At 32.5% G+C, this 16,814-nt stretch carries 17 protein-coding genes; 8 read left to right on the top strand and 9 right to left on the bottom strand.

Annotated elements, in window-relative coordinates; genetic code table 11:
* The 6 genes from era (at position 1) to TMEL_RS04190 (ending at position 8,472) form a co-directional block, all read left to right on the top strand.
* On the top strand, positions 1–900 hold the full coding sequence (gene era, locus TMEL_RS04215) for a GTPase Era (RefSeq protein ID WP_012057030.1): 900 nt from the start codon (positions 1–3) through the stop codon (positions 898–900).
* 4 nt (positions 901–904) lie between these two features.
* Positions 905–2,044 (top strand): iron-containing alcohol dehydrogenase, encoded by a 1,140-nt coding sequence (locus tag TMEL_RS04210; protein WP_012057029.1) that lies wholly within the window; start codon positions 905–907, stop codon positions 2,042–2,044.
* A gap of 65 nt (positions 2,045–2,109) precedes the next feature.
* Positions 2,110–3,294: a 6-phosphofructokinase gene (locus tag TMEL_RS04205; RefSeq protein ID WP_012057028.1), complete on the top strand. Its 1,185-nt coding sequence runs from the start codon at positions 2,110–2,112 to the stop codon at positions 3,292–3,294.
* A gap of 275 nt (positions 3,295–3,569) precedes the next feature.
* Positions 3,570–4,583 carry a proton-conducting transporter transmembrane domain-containing protein gene (locus tag TMEL_RS04200; RefSeq protein WP_238375231.1) on the top strand — a complete coding sequence of 338 codons (1,014 nt, stop codon included), beginning with the start codon at positions 3,570–3,572 and terminating at the stop codon, positions 4,581–4,583.
* Positions 4,577–4,900 carry a Na+/H+ antiporter subunit C gene (locus TMEL_RS04195; RefSeq protein WP_012057026.1) on the top strand — a complete coding sequence of 108 codons (324 nt, stop codon included), beginning with the start codon at positions 4,577–4,579 and terminating at the stop codon, positions 4,898–4,900. The genes TMEL_RS04200 and TMEL_RS04195 overlap by 7 nt, the downstream gene beginning before the upstream one ends.
* A gap of 83 nt (positions 4,901–4,983) precedes the next feature.
* Entirely contained in the window at positions 4,984–8,472 is a 3,489-nt protein-coding gene (locus tag TMEL_RS04190; RefSeq protein ID WP_012057025.1) for a glucodextranase DOMON-like domain-containing protein, read from the top strand.
* A gap of 60 nt (positions 8,473–8,532) precedes the next feature.
* On the opposite strand, the gene TMEL_RS10275 is transcribed toward TMEL_RS04190, so the two are convergent.
* From TMEL_RS10275 to TMEL_RS04165, 6 genes are all read right to left on the bottom strand, one after another.
* Positions 8,533–8,676, bottom strand: a complete 144-nt coding sequence (locus TMEL_RS10275; RefSeq protein ID WP_155760984.1) for an ABC transporter permease — start codon at positions 8,674–8,676, stop codon at positions 8,533–8,535.
* A gap of 184 nt (positions 8,677–8,860) precedes the next feature.
* The gene (locus TMEL_RS04185) at positions 8,861–9,130 is read right to left on the bottom strand and encodes an ABC transporter permease (RefSeq protein ID WP_012057023.1); all 270 of its coding nucleotides are present in this window, start codon (positions 9,128–9,130) and stop codon (positions 8,861–8,863) included.
* Between the two features lie 20 nt (positions 9,131–9,150).
* Positions 9,151–9,348 (bottom strand): hypothetical protein, encoded by a 198-nt coding sequence (locus tag TMEL_RS04180; RefSeq protein WP_012057022.1) that lies wholly within the window; start codon positions 9,346–9,348, stop codon positions 9,151–9,153.
* 107 nt (positions 9,349–9,455) lie between these two features.
* Positions 9,456–10,043: a phosphate propanoyltransferase gene (gene pduL, locus TMEL_RS04175; RefSeq protein ID WP_012057021.1), complete on the bottom strand. Its 588-nt coding sequence runs from the start codon at positions 10,041–10,043 to the stop codon at positions 9,456–9,458.
* 3 nt (positions 10,044–10,046) lie between these two features.
* A complete protein-coding gene (gene yqeH, locus TMEL_RS04170) occupies positions 10,047–11,120 on the bottom strand; it encodes a ribosome biogenesis GTPase YqeH (protein WP_012057020.1) in 1,074 nt (357 codons plus the stop codon).
* A 2-nt stretch (positions 11,121–11,122) separates the two neighbouring features.
* Positions 11,123–12,397 carry an ArsB/NhaD family transporter gene (locus tag TMEL_RS04165; RefSeq protein WP_012057019.1) on the bottom strand — a complete coding sequence of 425 codons (1,275 nt, stop codon included), beginning with the start codon at positions 12,395–12,397 and terminating at the stop codon, positions 11,123–11,125.
* Between the two features lie 237 nt (positions 12,398–12,634).
* On the opposite strand from TMEL_RS04165, the gene iorA reads away from it, so the two are divergent.
* Positions 12,635–14,563, top strand: coding sequence for an indolepyruvate ferredoxin oxidoreductase subunit alpha (iorA, locus tag TMEL_RS04160; protein ID WP_012057018.1), 1,929 nt, complete (start codon positions 12,635–12,637; stop codon positions 14,561–14,563).
* Positions 14,563–15,168 carry an indolepyruvate oxidoreductase subunit beta gene (locus tag TMEL_RS04155; RefSeq protein WP_012057017.1) on the top strand — a complete coding sequence of 202 codons (606 nt, stop codon included), beginning with the start codon at positions 14,563–14,565 and terminating at the stop codon, positions 15,166–15,168. The genes iorA and TMEL_RS04155 overlap by 1 nt, the downstream gene beginning before the upstream one ends.
* A 31-nt stretch (positions 15,169–15,199) precedes the next feature.
* On the opposite strand, the gene TMEL_RS10055 is transcribed toward TMEL_RS04155, so the two are convergent.
* Genes TMEL_RS10055 through TMEL_RS10270 form a run of 3 tightly spaced genes read right to left on the bottom strand, consistent with a single transcriptional unit; the run spans position 15,200 to position 16,810 of the window.
* On the bottom strand, positions 15,200–16,096 hold the full coding sequence (locus TMEL_RS10055; protein WP_143611007.1) for a GGDEF domain-containing protein: 897 nt from the start codon (positions 16,094–16,096) through the stop codon (positions 15,200–15,202).
* A gap of 31 nt (positions 16,097–16,127) precedes the next feature.
* On the bottom strand, positions 16,128–16,667 hold the full coding sequence (locus TMEL_RS04145) for a hypothetical protein (protein WP_012057015.1): 540 nt from the start codon (positions 16,665–16,667) through the stop codon (positions 16,128–16,130).
* A 2-nt stretch (positions 16,668–16,669) separates the two neighbouring features.
* Positions 16,670–16,810: a hypothetical protein gene (locus TMEL_RS10270; protein ID WP_155760983.1), complete on the bottom strand. Its 141-nt coding sequence runs from the start codon at positions 16,808–16,810 to the stop codon at positions 16,670–16,672.
* Between the last annotated feature and the right edge of the window lie 4 nt (positions 16,811–16,814).

Genomic DNA, 16,814 nt, shown 5'->3' with positions numbered 1-16,814 from the left:
ATGAAAACAGGGTTTGTTGCGCTTGCTGGAAAGCCTAATGTGGGAAAATCCTCGCTCGTTAATGCAATTGTTGGTAGGAAAGTACTCATCGTTTCTGACAAACCACAAACTACTAGAAACAGAATAAACGTTATTCACACAACAAATGATTTTCAAGTGATATTTGTAGATACTCCTGGTATCCATAAACCACTATATAGACTAGGAGAATATATGGTTAAGGCTGCAGTGAGCGCATTAAAAGGCGTAGATCTTATACTCACAGTTATTGATGCAAAAGAAGGAATAGGAAAACCTGAAGCTTTTGTATTTGATTATGTAAACCAATCAAATACAAAAACCATTGGAGTTATAAATAAAATTGATCTTGTAGGTACAGAAAAAGTAGAAACTCTCCAAAAGATAATGGAAGAAAAATTAACAAATTGCATTTCAATTGTAAAAACTTCAGCAACTAGAAATGAAGGTACAAAAGAACTGCTTGATTTAATTATCGAGAATCTACCGGAAGGTCCTCAATACTATCCCGAAGATATGGTAACGGATAGACCTCTTTCTTTCATGGTCTCAGAAATTGTAAGGGAAAAAATATTCCATTTTACGTACGAGGAAATACCACATTCTGTTGCAGTTATTGTGGAAGAGATCAAAGAACGGGATAATGGTATTCTATACATCAGAGCAAATATTTACGTAGATAGAAACAGTCAGAAAGGTATAATAATCGGTAACAAAGGAACCATGATAAAAAAAATAGGACAAAATGCCAGACAAGAAATAGAATATCTAGTTGGTGGAAAAGTATTTTTAGATCTACACGTAAAAGTAAAAAGAAATTGGAGAGACAAAGACTTTATCATATTAAATGAGATAGGTATGAAAGATGATATAAGGAGGTGAATTCATGAATAATTTTGTCTTTTACAACCCTACAAAATTGGTATTTGGAAGAAACACAGTAGAAAAGATAGGAGAATACTTAAAAAAGGATAAAATCAAAAAAGTTTTATTACTCGCAGGTGGCGGTTCCATAAAGAAAAATGGGGTTTATGAAAAAGTTGTAAGATCGTTATTTGAACATTCCATAGAAAAGGTGGAAGTATGGGGAGTAAGACCTAACCCCGTCTTGTCAAAGGTAAAAGAAGCAATAGAAATAGCAAGGAAAGAAAAAGTAGACGCCATTTTAGCAGTAGGTGGAGGAAGTGTTATAGATAGTGCAAAGGCTGTAGCAGCAGGAACAAAGTACGAAGGTAACGTTTGGGATTTTTACATTGGAAAAATAAAGGTAAAAGAAGCTATTCCTCTTTACACCATCTTAACACTTTCTGCAACGGGAACTGAAATGAACGGAAATAGTGTCGTTACCAACGAAGATACATTGGAAAAATATTCTTTCAGCTCAATACATGTATATCCAAAGATCTCCATCGTTGACCCAGAAATTCAATTTACACTCCCTGCCAACCAAACAGTAAACGGTGCTGTGGATGCGATCAGCCATGTAATGGAATATTACTTTGATGGAACTTCAAATACACAATTAGCAGATAGGATAGATGAAAGTATAGTGAAAACACTTGTTGAAACAACTGAAAAATTGCTTAAAGATCCTCATGATTATGAAGCAAGGGCTAACTTTGCACTTTCAACAACTTTAGCACTAAACGGTATTTCAGGGTTGGGACATAGTGGAGGAGATTGGTCCTCTCATGCAATAGAGCATGCATTAAGTGCCCTTAATCCAGACGTTGCACATGGTGCAGGACTTGCCGTTGTCTTCCCAGCCTGGCTTACTTACGTGAAAGATTTAATTTCCGACAAATTAGCCAAATTTGGTGTAGAGGTATTTGGTATAGAAGATGGTATTAATGCCCTAAAAGAATGGTACAAAAAAATAGGTGCACCTGTAAATTTGAGAGAACTTGGATTTGAAAAAAATGACATAGAAAAACTTACCGATATTGCTTCTAAAATGGCTCCTATGGGAAGATTGAAAAAATTGGAAAGAGAAGATATAAAGAAAATTTTAGAGATAGCATTCTAGTTCCAGCGCAAGCTGGAACTTTTTTGTATGTTATAATTGTTTTAGCAAAGTTAAGGGGGTATGATATGAAAGTTCTATACGCACAATCTGGTGGTGTTACAAGTGTAATTAACGCATCTGCTTATGGTATTCTTGATGAGGCACAAAAGGCAGGTTTAGAAGTTTATGTGGGAATTCACGGTATTTCTGGGGTATTAAAAGAAAATCTTTTAAAAATTAACGGAAAAAGCATCGACGGGTTAAAATACACACCTTCTGCTGCTTTCGGTTCATGTAGAAGAAAATTAAAAAGTCAAGAAGATATTAATAAGCTTTTTGAAATTTTTGAAAAATATGAAATAGAATATTTCTTTTATAATGGCGGTAACGATTCTATGGATACCGCTTGGAAATTATATACCGAAGCAAAAAAAAGAAATACACCCCTAAAAGTTATTGGTGTACCAAAAACAATAGATAATGATTTACCATATACCGATCATTGTCCGGGATATGGTTCTGCAGCAAAATATGTCGCAATTGCTATTATGGAAGCAACATTAGATTTGAGGAGTATGTATGTAGATTCCACAAGGGTTTTTGTCATGGAAATAATGGGAAGACATGCCGGATGGCTTGTGGCAGCTGCAGGTTTAGGTTGGTTAAATGGAATAGGAGCAGATATAATTTTGTTCCCTGAAGTACCTTTCAACAAGGAAAAGTTTTTGGATAAGGTAGATGAAACAATAAGAAAAAAAGGGTATTGCTCCATAGCCGTATCAGAAGGAATTAGATATCCAGATGGTTTCTTTGTAGCAGATATGGGATATACCGATAGTTTTGGAAATAGACAACTAGGTGGTGTGGGCTTTACCATTGCAGGTATGATTAGATCTGAGCTGTCCTTAAAAACACACGTTGCAATCCCAGATTATTTACAAAGAAGTGGAAGACATATTGCAAGTAGAACGGATATAGAAGAAGCTGAAGGTGTGGGAAGACAAGCTGTAAAATTAGCACTTGACGGTATATCTGGTGTAATGGTTACCATAAACAGAATTAGCGATAATCCTTACAAAATAGAATACAGCACTATCGAACTGAATAAAGTTGCAGATAAAACAAAATATCTTCCAGAGGAGTTTCACAAAGATTTTGAAGTTACAGAGAAATACTTTAAATATGCAAAACCCTTAATAGAAGGTGAATTGTTCCCTGAATTTAAAAATGGTTTGCCAAACTACACAATTTTTAAGGAGGTTGACGGGTAATTTTCTTCGTAATTTTTTCAATTTCTCAAATTATCCTATCTTTTATCTTTTATCTTTTTAAAAAATCAAAAGTTTTACCATTTTTGGTACCTGTTTCCTCCTTTTTTTTATTATTCGATCGATTTGATATTTTTCTTTCTGGTTATGGTGGGGTACATATAATCTTTGATTCTAATTCATTTTATTTTGTCCTTACTAATATTATCTGCAGCCTTTTAGTATCTTACTTTTTGTTTAAAAGCAAAAATGACAATATTTATCTTTTTTTCTCACTTTTGCACAGTGCTTTAAACCTTCTTTTTATCTCGAATGATTTGTTTAATATATATGTGCTTCTTGAAACTTCTACACTACTCATCTCTTTATTAATCCTTTCAAATGAAAAATTTGAATATAAATTGACTGTGATAAAGTATATTTTTGCAAGTTCGCTTGCCATGAGTCTTTACTTAATAGGTGTAGGAATTCATTATTATCAGAAAGGAACTTTTGATATAGTAAATGTATCAGGTCTTTCAGGAAATTTAATGAGATTTTCTTTACTTGCAAAAGGAGGTTTTTTCTTATTTGGATTATGGCTTCCAGAAGTACATTCCAAATCAGAACCTGAAATCTCTGCCATGTTATCAAGTATTTATACACAATCTGTTTTGTTGCCGTTACTTAGAATTGGTATGGGAAAATTGTATATTTTCGGAATTTTTGCATTTTTTTATGGAGTATTTTTTGCAATTGTTTCAAAAGATCTAAAAAAAGTACTCGCATACAGCTCTATGTCTCAATTGGGGATAATGATTTTAAATCCTGCTTTTACTTCTGTATATGTACTTTACCATGGAATTGCAAAAAGTATCTTGTTTTTGAGTACAAAATATACCAGTAGAGACCTATCAAAAAAAAGGGAAATGGATATATTTTTGTTTTTTGCAATGTTAATATCATTTTTATCTATTTCTGGCTTTTCTTTTACATCTTTGGGATACCTAAAATCAAAAATATTGTCTGGAACCTTGAAATATTTTATTAGTTTCTTAAGTGCTGTATACGCTGGTAAAGTACTTAATGTCAAACTAAAAGCGACAAGAAAACATGTGTTATTACTTATTTTTTCCCTTTTGCTCACCTATCCATATATTAATCTAACATCATCGGCAATTATCTTTTTAGGATTGGTAATTGGTTATTTTTTAAAGATATATTTTGAATTTTCGTACACTACAGAAACAATTTTAACATTTATGGTATTTTCTATTGCTTTTTCCACTCTGTTTGGAGGGTATATATGGTAGATTTCATTGCACCATTTATTATTATCATCTTATCCATTTACGGGCTTTTATTTAAAAAACACATTATTTCTAAAATAATTGCCCTTGATGTCTTGAATACAGGGATTGTATTTCTCTTTGTCGTAATTTCATCAAAACTTGGAACTGCTCCTCCTATAAAAGGACAAGGAAGTTATGTAGATCCATTCCCACAAGCCGTTATTATTACTTCCATAGTTGTAGGTTTTGCCACAATTTCCCTGCTACTTTCGGTTTCTATGATTATTGTAGAGAAAAAAAGAAAAAAGGATTTAAACGAAATAGAGAAAAAAAAATGAAATGGAAATTTTCCATCTCATTTTTTTCTCGTTGGTATTTTTGTATAATTATATTGGAATTATTTCCAAAAGGAGGAAAGTTTATGAAAAAAGTTGTTTTTATTTTACTCATTTTTTCAATTTTTAGTTTTTCTTCTGTATTTGTTGAAAACGGTGAAGTTATTTTCACATTTAAAAAAGCATTGGATGCAAAGGTTGTTTATCTTGCAGGAACTTTTAACAACTGGTCACCAAACTCTTTAGCAATGGAAAAAGAGGGAAATGTATGGAAAATTTCTTTGAAACTAGAGCCAGGTACATATCAGTACAAATATGTAATAGAAGGGACAAATTGGAAAGAAGATCCAGAAGCTCCTGGTTATGTTGACGATGGATTTGGTGGAAAAAATGGTATTTTTACTTTGGCAAAAAAAGATGGAGAGTTAATAATACTGAAGAGTGAAACGAAAAAAAGTGAAAGTAGTTATGAAAAAAATGAAAAATTTGATAAGGGTAAAATGTTTATTGATGAAGAAGGTTATGTGGTGATAAGGTTTGAGTATAAAGGAGCAGATTACGTTACAATTGCAGGTAATTTTAACAATTGGAATGCAGAAGACACAGAATGTTATGAAATTGATGATGGCATATGGGAAGCGGTTTTAGAACTTGAGGAAGGGGATTATCAATATAAATTTGTCGTTAATGGAAAAGATTGGGTAACCGATCCTAATGCTCTGGCATTTGTAGATGATGGATTTGGCGGAAAAAACGGCTTTTTCCAAGTATTCAAAGTTAATGGAAAACTAACAATAGGTTTAAAAGAAGAAAGCACTAAAGCCAAACCTTTGAATGTAGCTATAATTTGGCATCATCATCAACCATTGTACAAAATTCCTGGAGAAGAACAATTTATGATGCCATGGGTTAGAACTCATGGAGTAAATGATTATCCTTACATGGCAGATTTAGTAAAATATCTAAAAACAGGAAAAGTCACTTTTAATCTTGTTCCAAGTTTGCTTTTACAAATAGAAGATTATCTGAAAGGGCAATTAGATGAATACCAAAGATTATCTTTAAACGAAAATCTCACAAAACAAGAAAAACAATTTCTTATAAATCACTTTTTTGATATTAATCCACAATTTGTCAACGCACATGAAAGGTATAAAGAGTTGATGGAAAAGAAGGTTTCAGGAGAAGAATTCACAGATCAAGATTTACTAGACTTAAAGGTCTGTTGGAATCTCTATTGGATAAATATTGAATATATAAATCAAGATGAAAGATTAAAATCTTTGACCAGCAAAAAACACTACACAAAAGAAGATTTAATATACGTACTTGATTATCATAAAAAGCTTTTAAGTGAAATTGTTGAAAAATACAAAACGCTTTGGGATAATGACAAAGTAGAACTAATTACCACTCCATTTTACCACCCCATATTACCAATATTAGTTGACATGGGTTGGAAAGATGATGCAGTTATACAAATAAAGGAAGGTTTATCCTATTTTGAAAAAATCTTTGGAAAAAGACCTGTTGGAATGTGGCCTTCTGAACAAGCTGTATCTCAAGAAGTACTGGAAATCATAGCGGAAAATAACATAAAGTGGATTGTAACAGATAAACAAATTTTACAAAAATCTGGAATTGATATTGGAAAAGTGGAAAATTTCTTAAGACCTTACAAGGTAAAGACTTCCAAAGGAGATGTAGTCGTATTTTTCAGAGATACAGACCTATCAGATAGAATTGGCTTTAAATATTCTCAAATGCATGCAGAAAGTGCCGTAAAAGATTTTATAGAAACACTACATCAGTACCAAAAGTTAAACAAAGACGGCAACCTTGTAATTACCATAGCATTAGATGGCGAAAATGCATGGGAACATTATCCAAATAACGGAAATGATTTTAGAAAACTACTTTACAAAAAACTATCAGAAGATCCTTTGATAAACCTTGTAACCCTCTCAGAATACATTGAAAAATTTGGTGTAAAAAATACTCTTGATAAAATTGCAAAAGGCTCTTGGGTATCTGGTTCATTGGATACTTGGATAGGTGAAACCGAAGAAAATCAAGCATGGAAAAGGTTGAAAGATGCAAGGAAAGTTCTTCTGGAAAAAGGCCTGGATGACATTTCCAAACATCTTTTAATGGCAGCGGAGGGTAGTGATTGGTTCTGGTGGTACGGAACAGACCAGGATGCAGGTAACAATGAATACCTTTTCGATATGCAATTTAAAAAATTATTGATTGAAATGTACAAAAAAGCAGGGAAAGTTCCACCAAGTTATCTTTATATAGTAAACAAAAGACCTGTAAATCCAGACAAAGGCGTAATTAAGAAGGTTGAATACAAAATTGATGGAATAAAAGAAAATGACATAGCTGTTTTTGAAGATACTTTGGATGGTAATTTACTCAACAACGTTTTTGTCGCACGTGGAGATTCTGGTATCTATGTAGGTGTAGAACTTAATAACAGTGCAAAAAGTCTATTGGGAAAAGATATAAAAGTAGAAGTTTACGTTGAAAGCCCTACGGCAAAAACATTTAACGCCAAAACCTATTACTCAAACGAAAACATTACTTTTTTGGGCTTTCCTCTATCTCATAGATTTGTGGTAAACCTAAAAACATGGAACAAAAGACCAAAAGTAAGTTTCTATAAGGCAAATGGTAGTGATAAATGGATACTTACAACTGGAAATATTTCAGGAGTTATTGATGATATCGTTGAAATTGAAATACCATACGATCTGATAAATGTAAAATCTGGTCAAGATTTTAATCTTGCAGTAGTTGTGTCAGAAAACAGGCAAGATAAAGATTTTGGACCTAATAACGGTCCAATAAAGGTTATTATTCCGGCGGCGATTTCCGGAAATGTAATTAAAATATTTGAAGATCCATTGGGAGATGAATATGGACCTGGAAGTTATGTCTATCCAAAAGATCAAGCATTCAAACCATTTAAAGGGTTATTTGATATGATAAAAGTAGTTGTTCTAGAAAATGAAAAATCGTTTATATTCCAAATAAAGTTTGCTGAAATGACAAACCCCTGGGGTGCACCAAAAGGTTTTTCTCACCAACTTATAAATATATACCTCGATACCAAGGAAGGAGGAAGAACAGATACCTATAAAGAAGGGGCAAGGGTTGCATTTGACCCACAGCATTCTTGGGATTATTTTATAAAGGTTGCAGGATGGCCATCTTATGGACAATTTTTCGCAACAAGTGATGGTAATGAAATATCAGATGCGGTAAGAGTTGAAGCAAATCCAGGCAAAAAAGTTATTAATGTTATCCTGTTGAAGAAATACATTAATATTGAAACAGGCATATACGCTTATATCTTAGTAGGAAGCCAAGATGGATATGGCCCAGATAACTTTAGACCTGTTACCCCAGAACCTTCTCAATGGACTTTGGGAGGATATCCAAAAGATTCCAATGATATGGCTCCTTATGTTTTGGATATTTTAGTGGAAAGTGGTAAAGATCAAAGAGAAATTCTTTCTTCGTTTACAAAAACAAATTATGCAGTATTAAAACCTGTTAAGATTAAATAAAATAGCTTTTCGATAAACTATTAACCCGCTTTTAGGTTATCCCTAAAAGCGGGTTTTTTCTTATTCATATCTTAAGGCATCTACTGGATTTAGTCTGGAAGCCTTCACAGCTGGATAGACACCGAAAAACAGACCTATTGCACCTGAAACAATAAACGATAATATTATTTGATTTAAATCAAAAAAGGATTTATATTGATACATTTCCCGATTAATTTGGCAATATAGCTTCAAAAAAACACCTACTATTCCCGCTGTTTTGGAGTTTTTTCTCCAAAAAGTTGTTTTGTAATAGAACTACCTATTACAGCTACCTTTAAAATACACTTATTATCTATATCATTTATCATCCTACCCTTTCTATTTAAATTGAACATATTTATAAAAACTATAAATATTGAGCAGATATTTCATTTGCTTCATATTTAAAGTTACCGACAATAGAAAAACTTGGATTTATATTAGTCAAAAATTGTGAATTCATTTTTAAACTCTTTAAATCAGACATTGATAATGTTGCATATCTAGAACCTTTTACAACTACGTAAAAAATGTTTGAACCTATAGATTCTATTTCGCTTTTTACCGAGCAAATTGCACCATTACCTAAAAACAATACTATGATAACAGTCAAAACTTCTATTATTATACCCAACATAGATAAAAAAAGACCTTGTTTTATCGCAAAGTAACAATCTTAAAGCTTCTTTTATCATCCCAACAATCATAAAAACCTTCCTCTTGTATTAATCCATCCCTCAAATATACATTATAATAATTGCCTAAGCTTTCAAATTCGGGAACATGTGTAACTATAACAATTGTTATTCCATCTTCATTTAATTTTTTAAATATTTTCTCCTCTTTTAGAATCAAGATTTTCTGATTTCCATCTCTTTAAATTATATTGTTAACTATAATTTTATAATAATTACAAAAATCCCGCTTCAAAATTAGAAGCGGGACTTTACATTTTAAGAATCTTATTCTTCTATTATATATACCAAATCTCCTGTTTTTAAAAGCGCTGCGTTTGCCTCATCTGTATCCACGTGAAATTCAAGCGCATATTTTTCACTAACCCTTATGAGAACATCGTCAAATATCAATCTTCTCCCCTCTTTTTCAACCAATACCTTTACTATTTGTTTATCTTTTACACCATATTTTTCGGCATTACTTGTGTGCATATGTATATGCCTTTTTGCAATAATTACACCTCTGTCTTTTATAACACTTCCTTTAGGACCAACGATAACTATTCCCGGAGTGTTATCCAAATCTCCAGAATCCCTTACTGGAGGTTTTACACCAAGTTTAAAGGCATCTGTAAGGGAGATTTCCACTTGTGTTTCCTTTCTTTCAGGACCAAGTACCCTTACTTTTTCAATAGCACCTTTTGGACCAACGATGATAACTGTTTCTTGACAAGCAAATTGTCCTGGTTGTCCTAAATCTTTTATCGGTGTTAAAGTATAGCCTTTTCCAAAAAGTACTTCAACATCTTCCCTTGACAAATGTACGTGTCTGTTACTTACACCAGCTACAATTCCAGGCTGTTTTAACTTCATCCTTTAACCTCCTCTTCTTGGTTTTAATAATCTATTTCTTTTTATTATCCTTATCCCTTTCGGAACGGTAATTTTAAGTAAGAACGGTCCCCTTTTTACATTTAAAAATCCCAATCCCGTAATTGCCACTTCCTTTTCCTCATCTACTTCAATTTCATGGGTAACAAATTCAAAATCCAATTTTTCTTTTTTACACGGAGGAACTAAGAGATCTCCCGCTCTATTTCTCATCAATTCATCTGCCCTTTCCTTTTTTGTTTCATGAAATGTTACCTTTTCCGGAGTAAATATCTGAAAAATGGGTTTTTTGCCCATATCGTATTCTACCTCAATTTTACAATACGCACTTACCAAAACTGCCCGTGTACTATCTATTTTAAATGTCTTTCTAGTGAGTCTTTTTGTATTTAAAATCTTTGCCTGACAATCTGGGGAAAGCAAGTCTATTATCCTATCATGCGTTAAAATTCCTGGGGTATCATAAAGGTTTATTCCAAAAATCCTTCTTTTCATAATACCTAATGTTGTTCCTGGAAAAGGTGAGATAGTGGGGTTAGCATCTGTAAAATGTGATATAAGAGATGATTTACCAACGTTGGTGACCCCCAAAATAAGAATATCTTCTTTTAAATTTTTCAAAAACTTTTCAATTTTTCTCAATCCAAATTTATTTACACTACTCAGCAGAAAAATATACTCAGATGAAACACCTAACCGTTTCTTTAACCATTCTTGCGCTTCTATTGAGGAAAGAAAACTAGGAAGCAAATCAAATTTTGTAACAGCAAAATACACTTCTTTATTTTTCAGTTTTTCCATTATTTCTTTTCTAAATGTTCCTTCAAAATCTGTTATATCAACAACGTATATTACCTTATTAAAATCTTTTAATACCTTATTCAACTTATCTAAAAAAATTTCTTCTTCTACCGGAACTGTTAATTTTCCATAATGGATTATCCTATAACATCTTTGACAAAGAGGCTCTTCTTCCTCCAAAAGTATATGCTCAGGCACATATCCGGGTTTTTTTGGATCAACAGTCTGTAATTCGACACCACAACCTTTACACTTCATACCTAACCTCCAAAATAAAGTTTTGCAATCACAAAAACAAAACCCGCCAAACTTGTTGCAAGAAATGGTTTAAAAGCCCATTTCATGTATTCTCCAAAACTAAAATTCCTACCAATTTGCTTGGAAAGTAAGTTTACTCCAACTATATTCTGTACCGCACCAAGTGGCGTTAAATTAGTTGCAAGGTTTGCACTTACCGCATATACCCACCAAAAAGTACTGGAAAAGCCGGCATTTACCAAAATCTTTATTACCGGAGCAATAATTAAAGTACCTGGAACTGCACTAAGCCATGGAATAGAAAAAGAAGTAAATGCAAAAATAGCTAATATAGAGAAAAACAAACGGCCTGAAAGTGGTAAAAATAGATTTGCCAAAAGGCTAGTAATTCCCACTTCTTCTAACGCATAAGATAAAATATATAACCCTGCATAAAAGAATAGAGTATCCCAATCTATCTCACTACTTATATCATTAAACTCTTTTTTATGAAACAACATTACAACTATCGCCCCCAAAAGAGCAACAAAAGACAAATCTACTTCAATTACTTGATGTAATCCAAACAAAGATAATACGACAAAAAACACTGCTAGTGTGAATTTTAAAGATTTTTTATTTGTTATTGCTCTACTTTCATCTATCTCTGAGAGCTTTTCCAATTTTTCCTCTACATCTTTATTAACAATCGTATATTTCTTAAAAAGAAACAAGGTTATAATAAATGATATTATCGTAATTAACCACATATTTTTTAAAAAGTCATTAAACCCCAAACCACTTACAGAACCAAGAACAAGGTTCAAGGGACTTCCAATTAACGTTGACATACCACCTATGTTATCTATAAAAATTGTTAACATCAAAAATGGAATAGGATTTAAACCTAAAGAATCTGTAATAAGAAAAATCATAGGGGCAATAAGGATTATAGTAACAAGATTATCTAAAAAAGCAGACGAAATAGCCACTAAAACCATCAAACCTGCTATTGTTAAGAAAAAGCGTTTCCCGCCTATCTTTACAATTCTAATTGCCAAAAATTGAAAAAATCCTGTCTTTTTCAAAAATTCAACAATAACAGTCATCCCTGCAAGAAGACCCAAAGTGTTAAAATCAACAACTTTGCTTATATCACTAGGTTCAAGACCTTCTACAAGTCTAAATGCAGCAACTAAAATAGCAAGTCCAAAAACAATAGGAGCCTTGTACTTTTTTCCAAAAATAATATATCCATATGCAATAGCAACGACAACTATGGCAAATACCTTATCCACAAGTCCACCTCCTCACCAAATTCTATTATACTCCCAATAATTTGATTTTCTTGTTAAAATTATATGTTAACTTCTTTTCAGTTTTCGATAACACTTTAACAATTGTGAAAAAAATCAAAAATTCAAATATTCCATTTGTGATCCCTTAAAATGGGCTATATTATTTTTACAGGAAACTTGCAAAACTAAGATTTATGTATGAAAATTTAATTGAAGAAACTAAGAAGGGGTGAGAAAATGGCAAAAGTTACCGACATGGTTTTATTAAACAAACCTGGAGAAAAAATTCTTCTTTTAGGTAACCATGCAATTGCACGAGGAGCTCTTGAAGCGGGGATCGCCCTTTTTGCAGCATATCCTGGTACACCAAGCTCTGAGTTAACAGATACAATGGCATCTGTTGCAAAAGATGTAGGTGTATATATGGAATACTCGACAAATGAAAAAGTTGCTTTTGAAACGGCTCTTTCCGCTGCGTGGAGTGGTCTTCGCTCAATGACTGCAATGAAACATGTTGGTTTAAACGTTGCGGCTGATTCTTTTATGAGTGCCGTAGGTATGGGTGTTGAAGGTGGTTTTATTGTGATGGTTGCAGATGATCCAAGTATGTGGTCATCACAAAACGAACAGGATACAAGGGTATTTGGAAAATTTGCCAATGTTCCCGTACTTGAACCATGCAGTGTCCAAGAAGCAAAAGATCTCACAAAATATGGGTTTGAAATAAGCGAAAAATTCAAACATATGGTTATTCTTAGAACTACAACCAGATCTTCCCACATGAGAGGAGACGTAGTATTAGGGAAACTTCCTGATGAAATAGTTAACAAAAAGAGACGTGTGGGAAAATTCCAAAAAGATCCAAAAAGATTTGTTGATATACCAGCTCATTCAAAGACTTTCCATCCAAAAATATTGGAAAATATAGAAAAAATAAGGGAAGAATTCAACAATTGTCCATTCAATAAAATAGAAGGAGAAGGAAAAGTGGGAATAATCGCATCGGGATTGGCATATGCATACGTTAAAGAAGCTATATCATGGTTAGGTCTTAAAGATGTAAAAGTATTAAAACTTGCCACACCATATCCCGTACCATTTGGTCTTGTGGAAAGATTCTTAAAAGGACTGGAAAAAGTTTTAATTGTTGAAGAACTTGAACCTGTGGTGGAAGAACAGATAAAGTTATGGGTATACGACAAAGGTTTTAATTTGCCAATTTACGGAAAAAATATTGTCCCCAGAATATACGAAATGGATACCAAACGTGCAGTCAAAGCTATTTCAAGATTCTTGAATATAGACACACCTATTGACTTTGAGGAATTAGAAAGCAAATATAAAGAAATAAGTAGTATTCTTCCTCCAAGACCACCTTCACTATGTCCAGCGTGTCCACATAGAAACTCGTTCTTTGCCATAAACAAAGCAACGGGAAAAAAGGCAATATATCCAAGTGATATAGGTTGTTATACTTTGGGCGTTTTACCTCCTTTAAACGCTGTTGATACAACAGTTGCAATGGGGGGTTCAATTGGCATTGCACATGGTTTGAGCGTATCGTTAAATGGTGCCACAAACGAAGATATATACAATAAAAAAGAAGTTGTAGTTGCAACTATTGGAGATTCAACATTTTATCATACAGGACTTCCTGCTATTGCAAACGCAATATACAATAGATCTAACATACTAGTAGTTGTGGTAGACAATGAAATAACTGCTATGACGGGAGACCAACCAAATCCAGGTACTGGCGATACACCACACGGCCTAGGTAAAAGAATCCCAATTGAAGATGTAGTCAAAGCAATGGGTGCAGATTTTGTTGAAGTGGTAAATCCATACAACATAAAGAAAACAACAGAAGTTATTAAAAAAGCACTTGAAGTAGAAGGTGTAAGTGTTGTTATCTCAAGACAAGTTTGTGCGTTACATAGAGTTGGGCAGGCAAAAAAGAAAAAGCAAAAATTACCAACGTTTAGGGTAAATCCAGAAAAATGTACAGGGTGTAAGGTTTGTATAACAACATTTGGTTGTCCTGCAATTTTCTGGGATAGTGAAAATAAAAAAGCGAAAATTGATCCAACCATGTGTTGGGGTTGTGGAAGTTGTGCCCAAATATGCCCATTTGGAGCCTTTGAACTTGTAAGGGAGGCGAAATAATGGTTAAAGAATATAATATAATTATTACCGGCGTGGGAGGTCAAGGAATATTAACAGCCGCAAATCTTTTAGGTTGGGCCGCTCTAAAAGAAGGATATAAAGTAAGAGTTGGCGAAGTTCACGGTATGAGCCAAAGATTTGGTAGTGTCATATCTTACGTGCGCTTTGGTGAAAATGTATACGGCGCAATGGTTCCCGAAGGTAAAGCAGATGTAATACTTTCTTTCGAACCTGTTGAAGCACTTAGATACATTAATTATCTTAAAGAAGGGGGACTTGTCTTTACAAACTCAAGACCTATACAACCTGTTCAAGTTTCCATGGGACTTGCTACTTATCCTGAACCCGAAGAAATTAAAAATATTATAGAAAAAAAATTTAAATCGAAATTTATAAGCTTTCAAGCAGAAGAATTGGCTAAAGAAGCGGGAAATATTATCACAACAAATGTAGTTCTTATTGGTGCACTTACCCAAACACCGGGATTCCCTATTTCACCAGAAACAATTAAAGAAGTAATAAAGGTAAGTGTTCCTCCAAAAGCCATTGAATTAAATATGAAAGCATTCGATCTAGGTCTGGAAAAGGCGAAAGGCATGATATAAGAACTTCCCCCATTCTTTTGAGAATGGGGGATTATACTACTATATTTTTTCCTTTATTTTTGGCTATATATAAATTTTTGTCTGCCTTAGAAATTATGTCTTGATACCTGGAAGTCTCTTGTTTTTCTTCCACTACCCCTATACTAATTGTAAAAGTAATTTTTTCTCCATTATACTCTAAAATATGTCTTTCCACTTCTTTTCTGAATTTTTCTAATTTTTCAAAAAAATTTGTCTTTTCTTTTGATATATAATAAACTACAAACTCTTCTCCTCCATACCTAAAATATTTGTCTGATTCTCTATGGAAACTTTCTTTAAACATCTTTGAAAAAACTCTTAAACATTCATCACCTGCTTGATGCCCATAAGTATCATTTATAACCTTAAAATCATCCAAATCGATAATGGCAAAATTTACATACATTTTTTCCCTGAAAGCTAAACTACAGTCCTTTGGAAAACTTTCATTAAAAAACCTTCTGTTGTACAATCCGGTAAGTTCATCTTTAATTGAAAGTTCGCGTAATTTTTCGTTCTTTATCTCTATTTCCCTCGTTTTATTTTTTATAATAAGTTCTGTGTTTTCTACATACCTTTCAAGTTCATTTGCAACATCATTGTACACTTTAAGAAACGTTTTTATCTCATCCTCAAAACCATCCACATTAATATTTTTAAACTCCTTTTTTTCGAATTTTTTCATATTTTCACTTAACTTTCTTAGTGAAACTGTAATTCTATTTGTTATATACCTAGATACAAAATACGAAATCACAATAAATATCATCAACAAAAAAACTGTAAAAAAGATGATAGTATATAGTGGTTTTAAAAATAAACTTTTTGGAACAACAGTAAAAAATGAAAAATCAAAGATTTTATATTCTTCCGATGTTATGAAATTCGCCAAATTTGGATTTTCCACAAGCCTTCCACTATTATACAAATAAAATTTATCATTGTAATTTATTCAAAAATCCCACATTCTTTGCTCCTTCATTTTCTAAAAACTCCTCAAATATCTTTACAAAATTAATCTGTGCAAACAACTCTACATTTTTACTTTTTATTTTATAAATCATTTTCAAGCTATTCTTCCCAGATACAAACATTTCTTCTAAATTAAACTTTTTTTCAAAATAAAAAACTTTATCACCTTTCTTTAAAGCAATAGATTCTAAAAAATCAAATTTACTTTTTATTTTCTTTATTTCATTCCTAACTTCTTCATACACAAAATTCTGAAATAAGTTATTACCTATAAATAACAAACTCACATCATTAGTTTCTAAAAGCGGCATAATCAAGTCATCAAAATTCTCAAAAAATCTAAGAACAGTACATCCTGTAAACCTTTTCGTCAAAAGATTTAAATTTTCTTTTTCTCCTGAATTTGTATTATTAATCAACATTATAATGAAAAAAATACTTAAAGAAACAACCACAACCAAATTATATATCAAAAACGTTCTAAAAAATCTAGTCTGTAACTTCACGTTTAATCCTCCAGTATTTTTAGGTATTTATCATATGAAATCTTATAGTACTTCTTAAAGAAATTGTTATACTCACCAAATTCCATGATCAAATTTAAATATTTTCTAAATTCCTTTGCCAAAACTTCTTCTTTAAACCCCAAAAGC

The organism is Thermosipho melanesiensis BI429, from assembly GCF_000016905.1.
Lineage (GTDB): Bacteria > Thermotogota > Thermotogae > Thermotogales > Fervidobacteriaceae > Thermosipho > Thermosipho melanesiensis.
Note: the sequence above shows the minus strand (reverse complement) of the source record. Positions and strands in the feature narration are given on the sequence as shown.

Excerpts from the sequence above, each read along its gene's own strand:
- TMEL_RS10275 (WP_155760984.1), bottom strand. The coding sequence starts at position 8,676 with ATGTATCAATATAAATCCTTTTTTGATTTAAATCAAATAATATTATCG.
- TMEL_RS04190 (WP_012057025.1), top strand. The coding sequence starts at position 4,984 with ATGAAAAAAGTTGTTTTTATTTTACTCATTTTTTCAATTTTTAGTTTT.
- iorA (WP_012057018.1), top strand. The coding sequence starts at position 12,635 with ATGGCAAAAGTTACCGACATGGTTTTATTAAACAAACCTGGAGAAAAA.
- pduL (WP_012057021.1), bottom strand. The coding sequence starts at position 10,043 with ATGAAGTTAAAACAGCCTGGAATTGTAGCTGGTGTAAGTAACAGACAC.
- TMEL_RS04155 (WP_012057017.1), top strand. The coding sequence starts at position 14,563 with ATGGTTAAAGAATATAATATAATTATTACCGGCGTGGGAGGTCAAGGA.
- TMEL_RS04205 (WP_012057028.1), top strand. The coding sequence starts at position 2,110 with ATGAAAGTTCTATACGCACAATCTGGTGGTGTTACAAGTGTAATTAAC.
- TMEL_RS04185 (WP_012057023.1), bottom strand. The coding sequence starts at position 9,130 with ATGTTGGGTATAATAATAGAAGTTTTGACTGTTATCATAGTATTGTTT.
- yqeH (WP_012057020.1), bottom strand. The coding sequence starts at position 11,120 with ATGAAGTGTAAAGGTTGTGGTGTCGAATTACAGACTGTTGATCCAAAA.
- TMEL_RS04210 (WP_012057029.1), top strand. The coding sequence starts at position 905 with ATGAATAATTTTGTCTTTTACAACCCTACAAAATTGGTATTTGGAAGA.
- era (WP_012057030.1), top strand. The coding sequence starts at position 1 with ATGAAAACAGGGTTTGTTGCGCTTGCTGGAAAGCCTAATGTGGGAAAA.
- TMEL_RS04195 (WP_012057026.1), top strand. The coding sequence starts at position 4,577 with ATGGTAGATTTCATTGCACCATTTATTATTATCATCTTATCCATTTAC.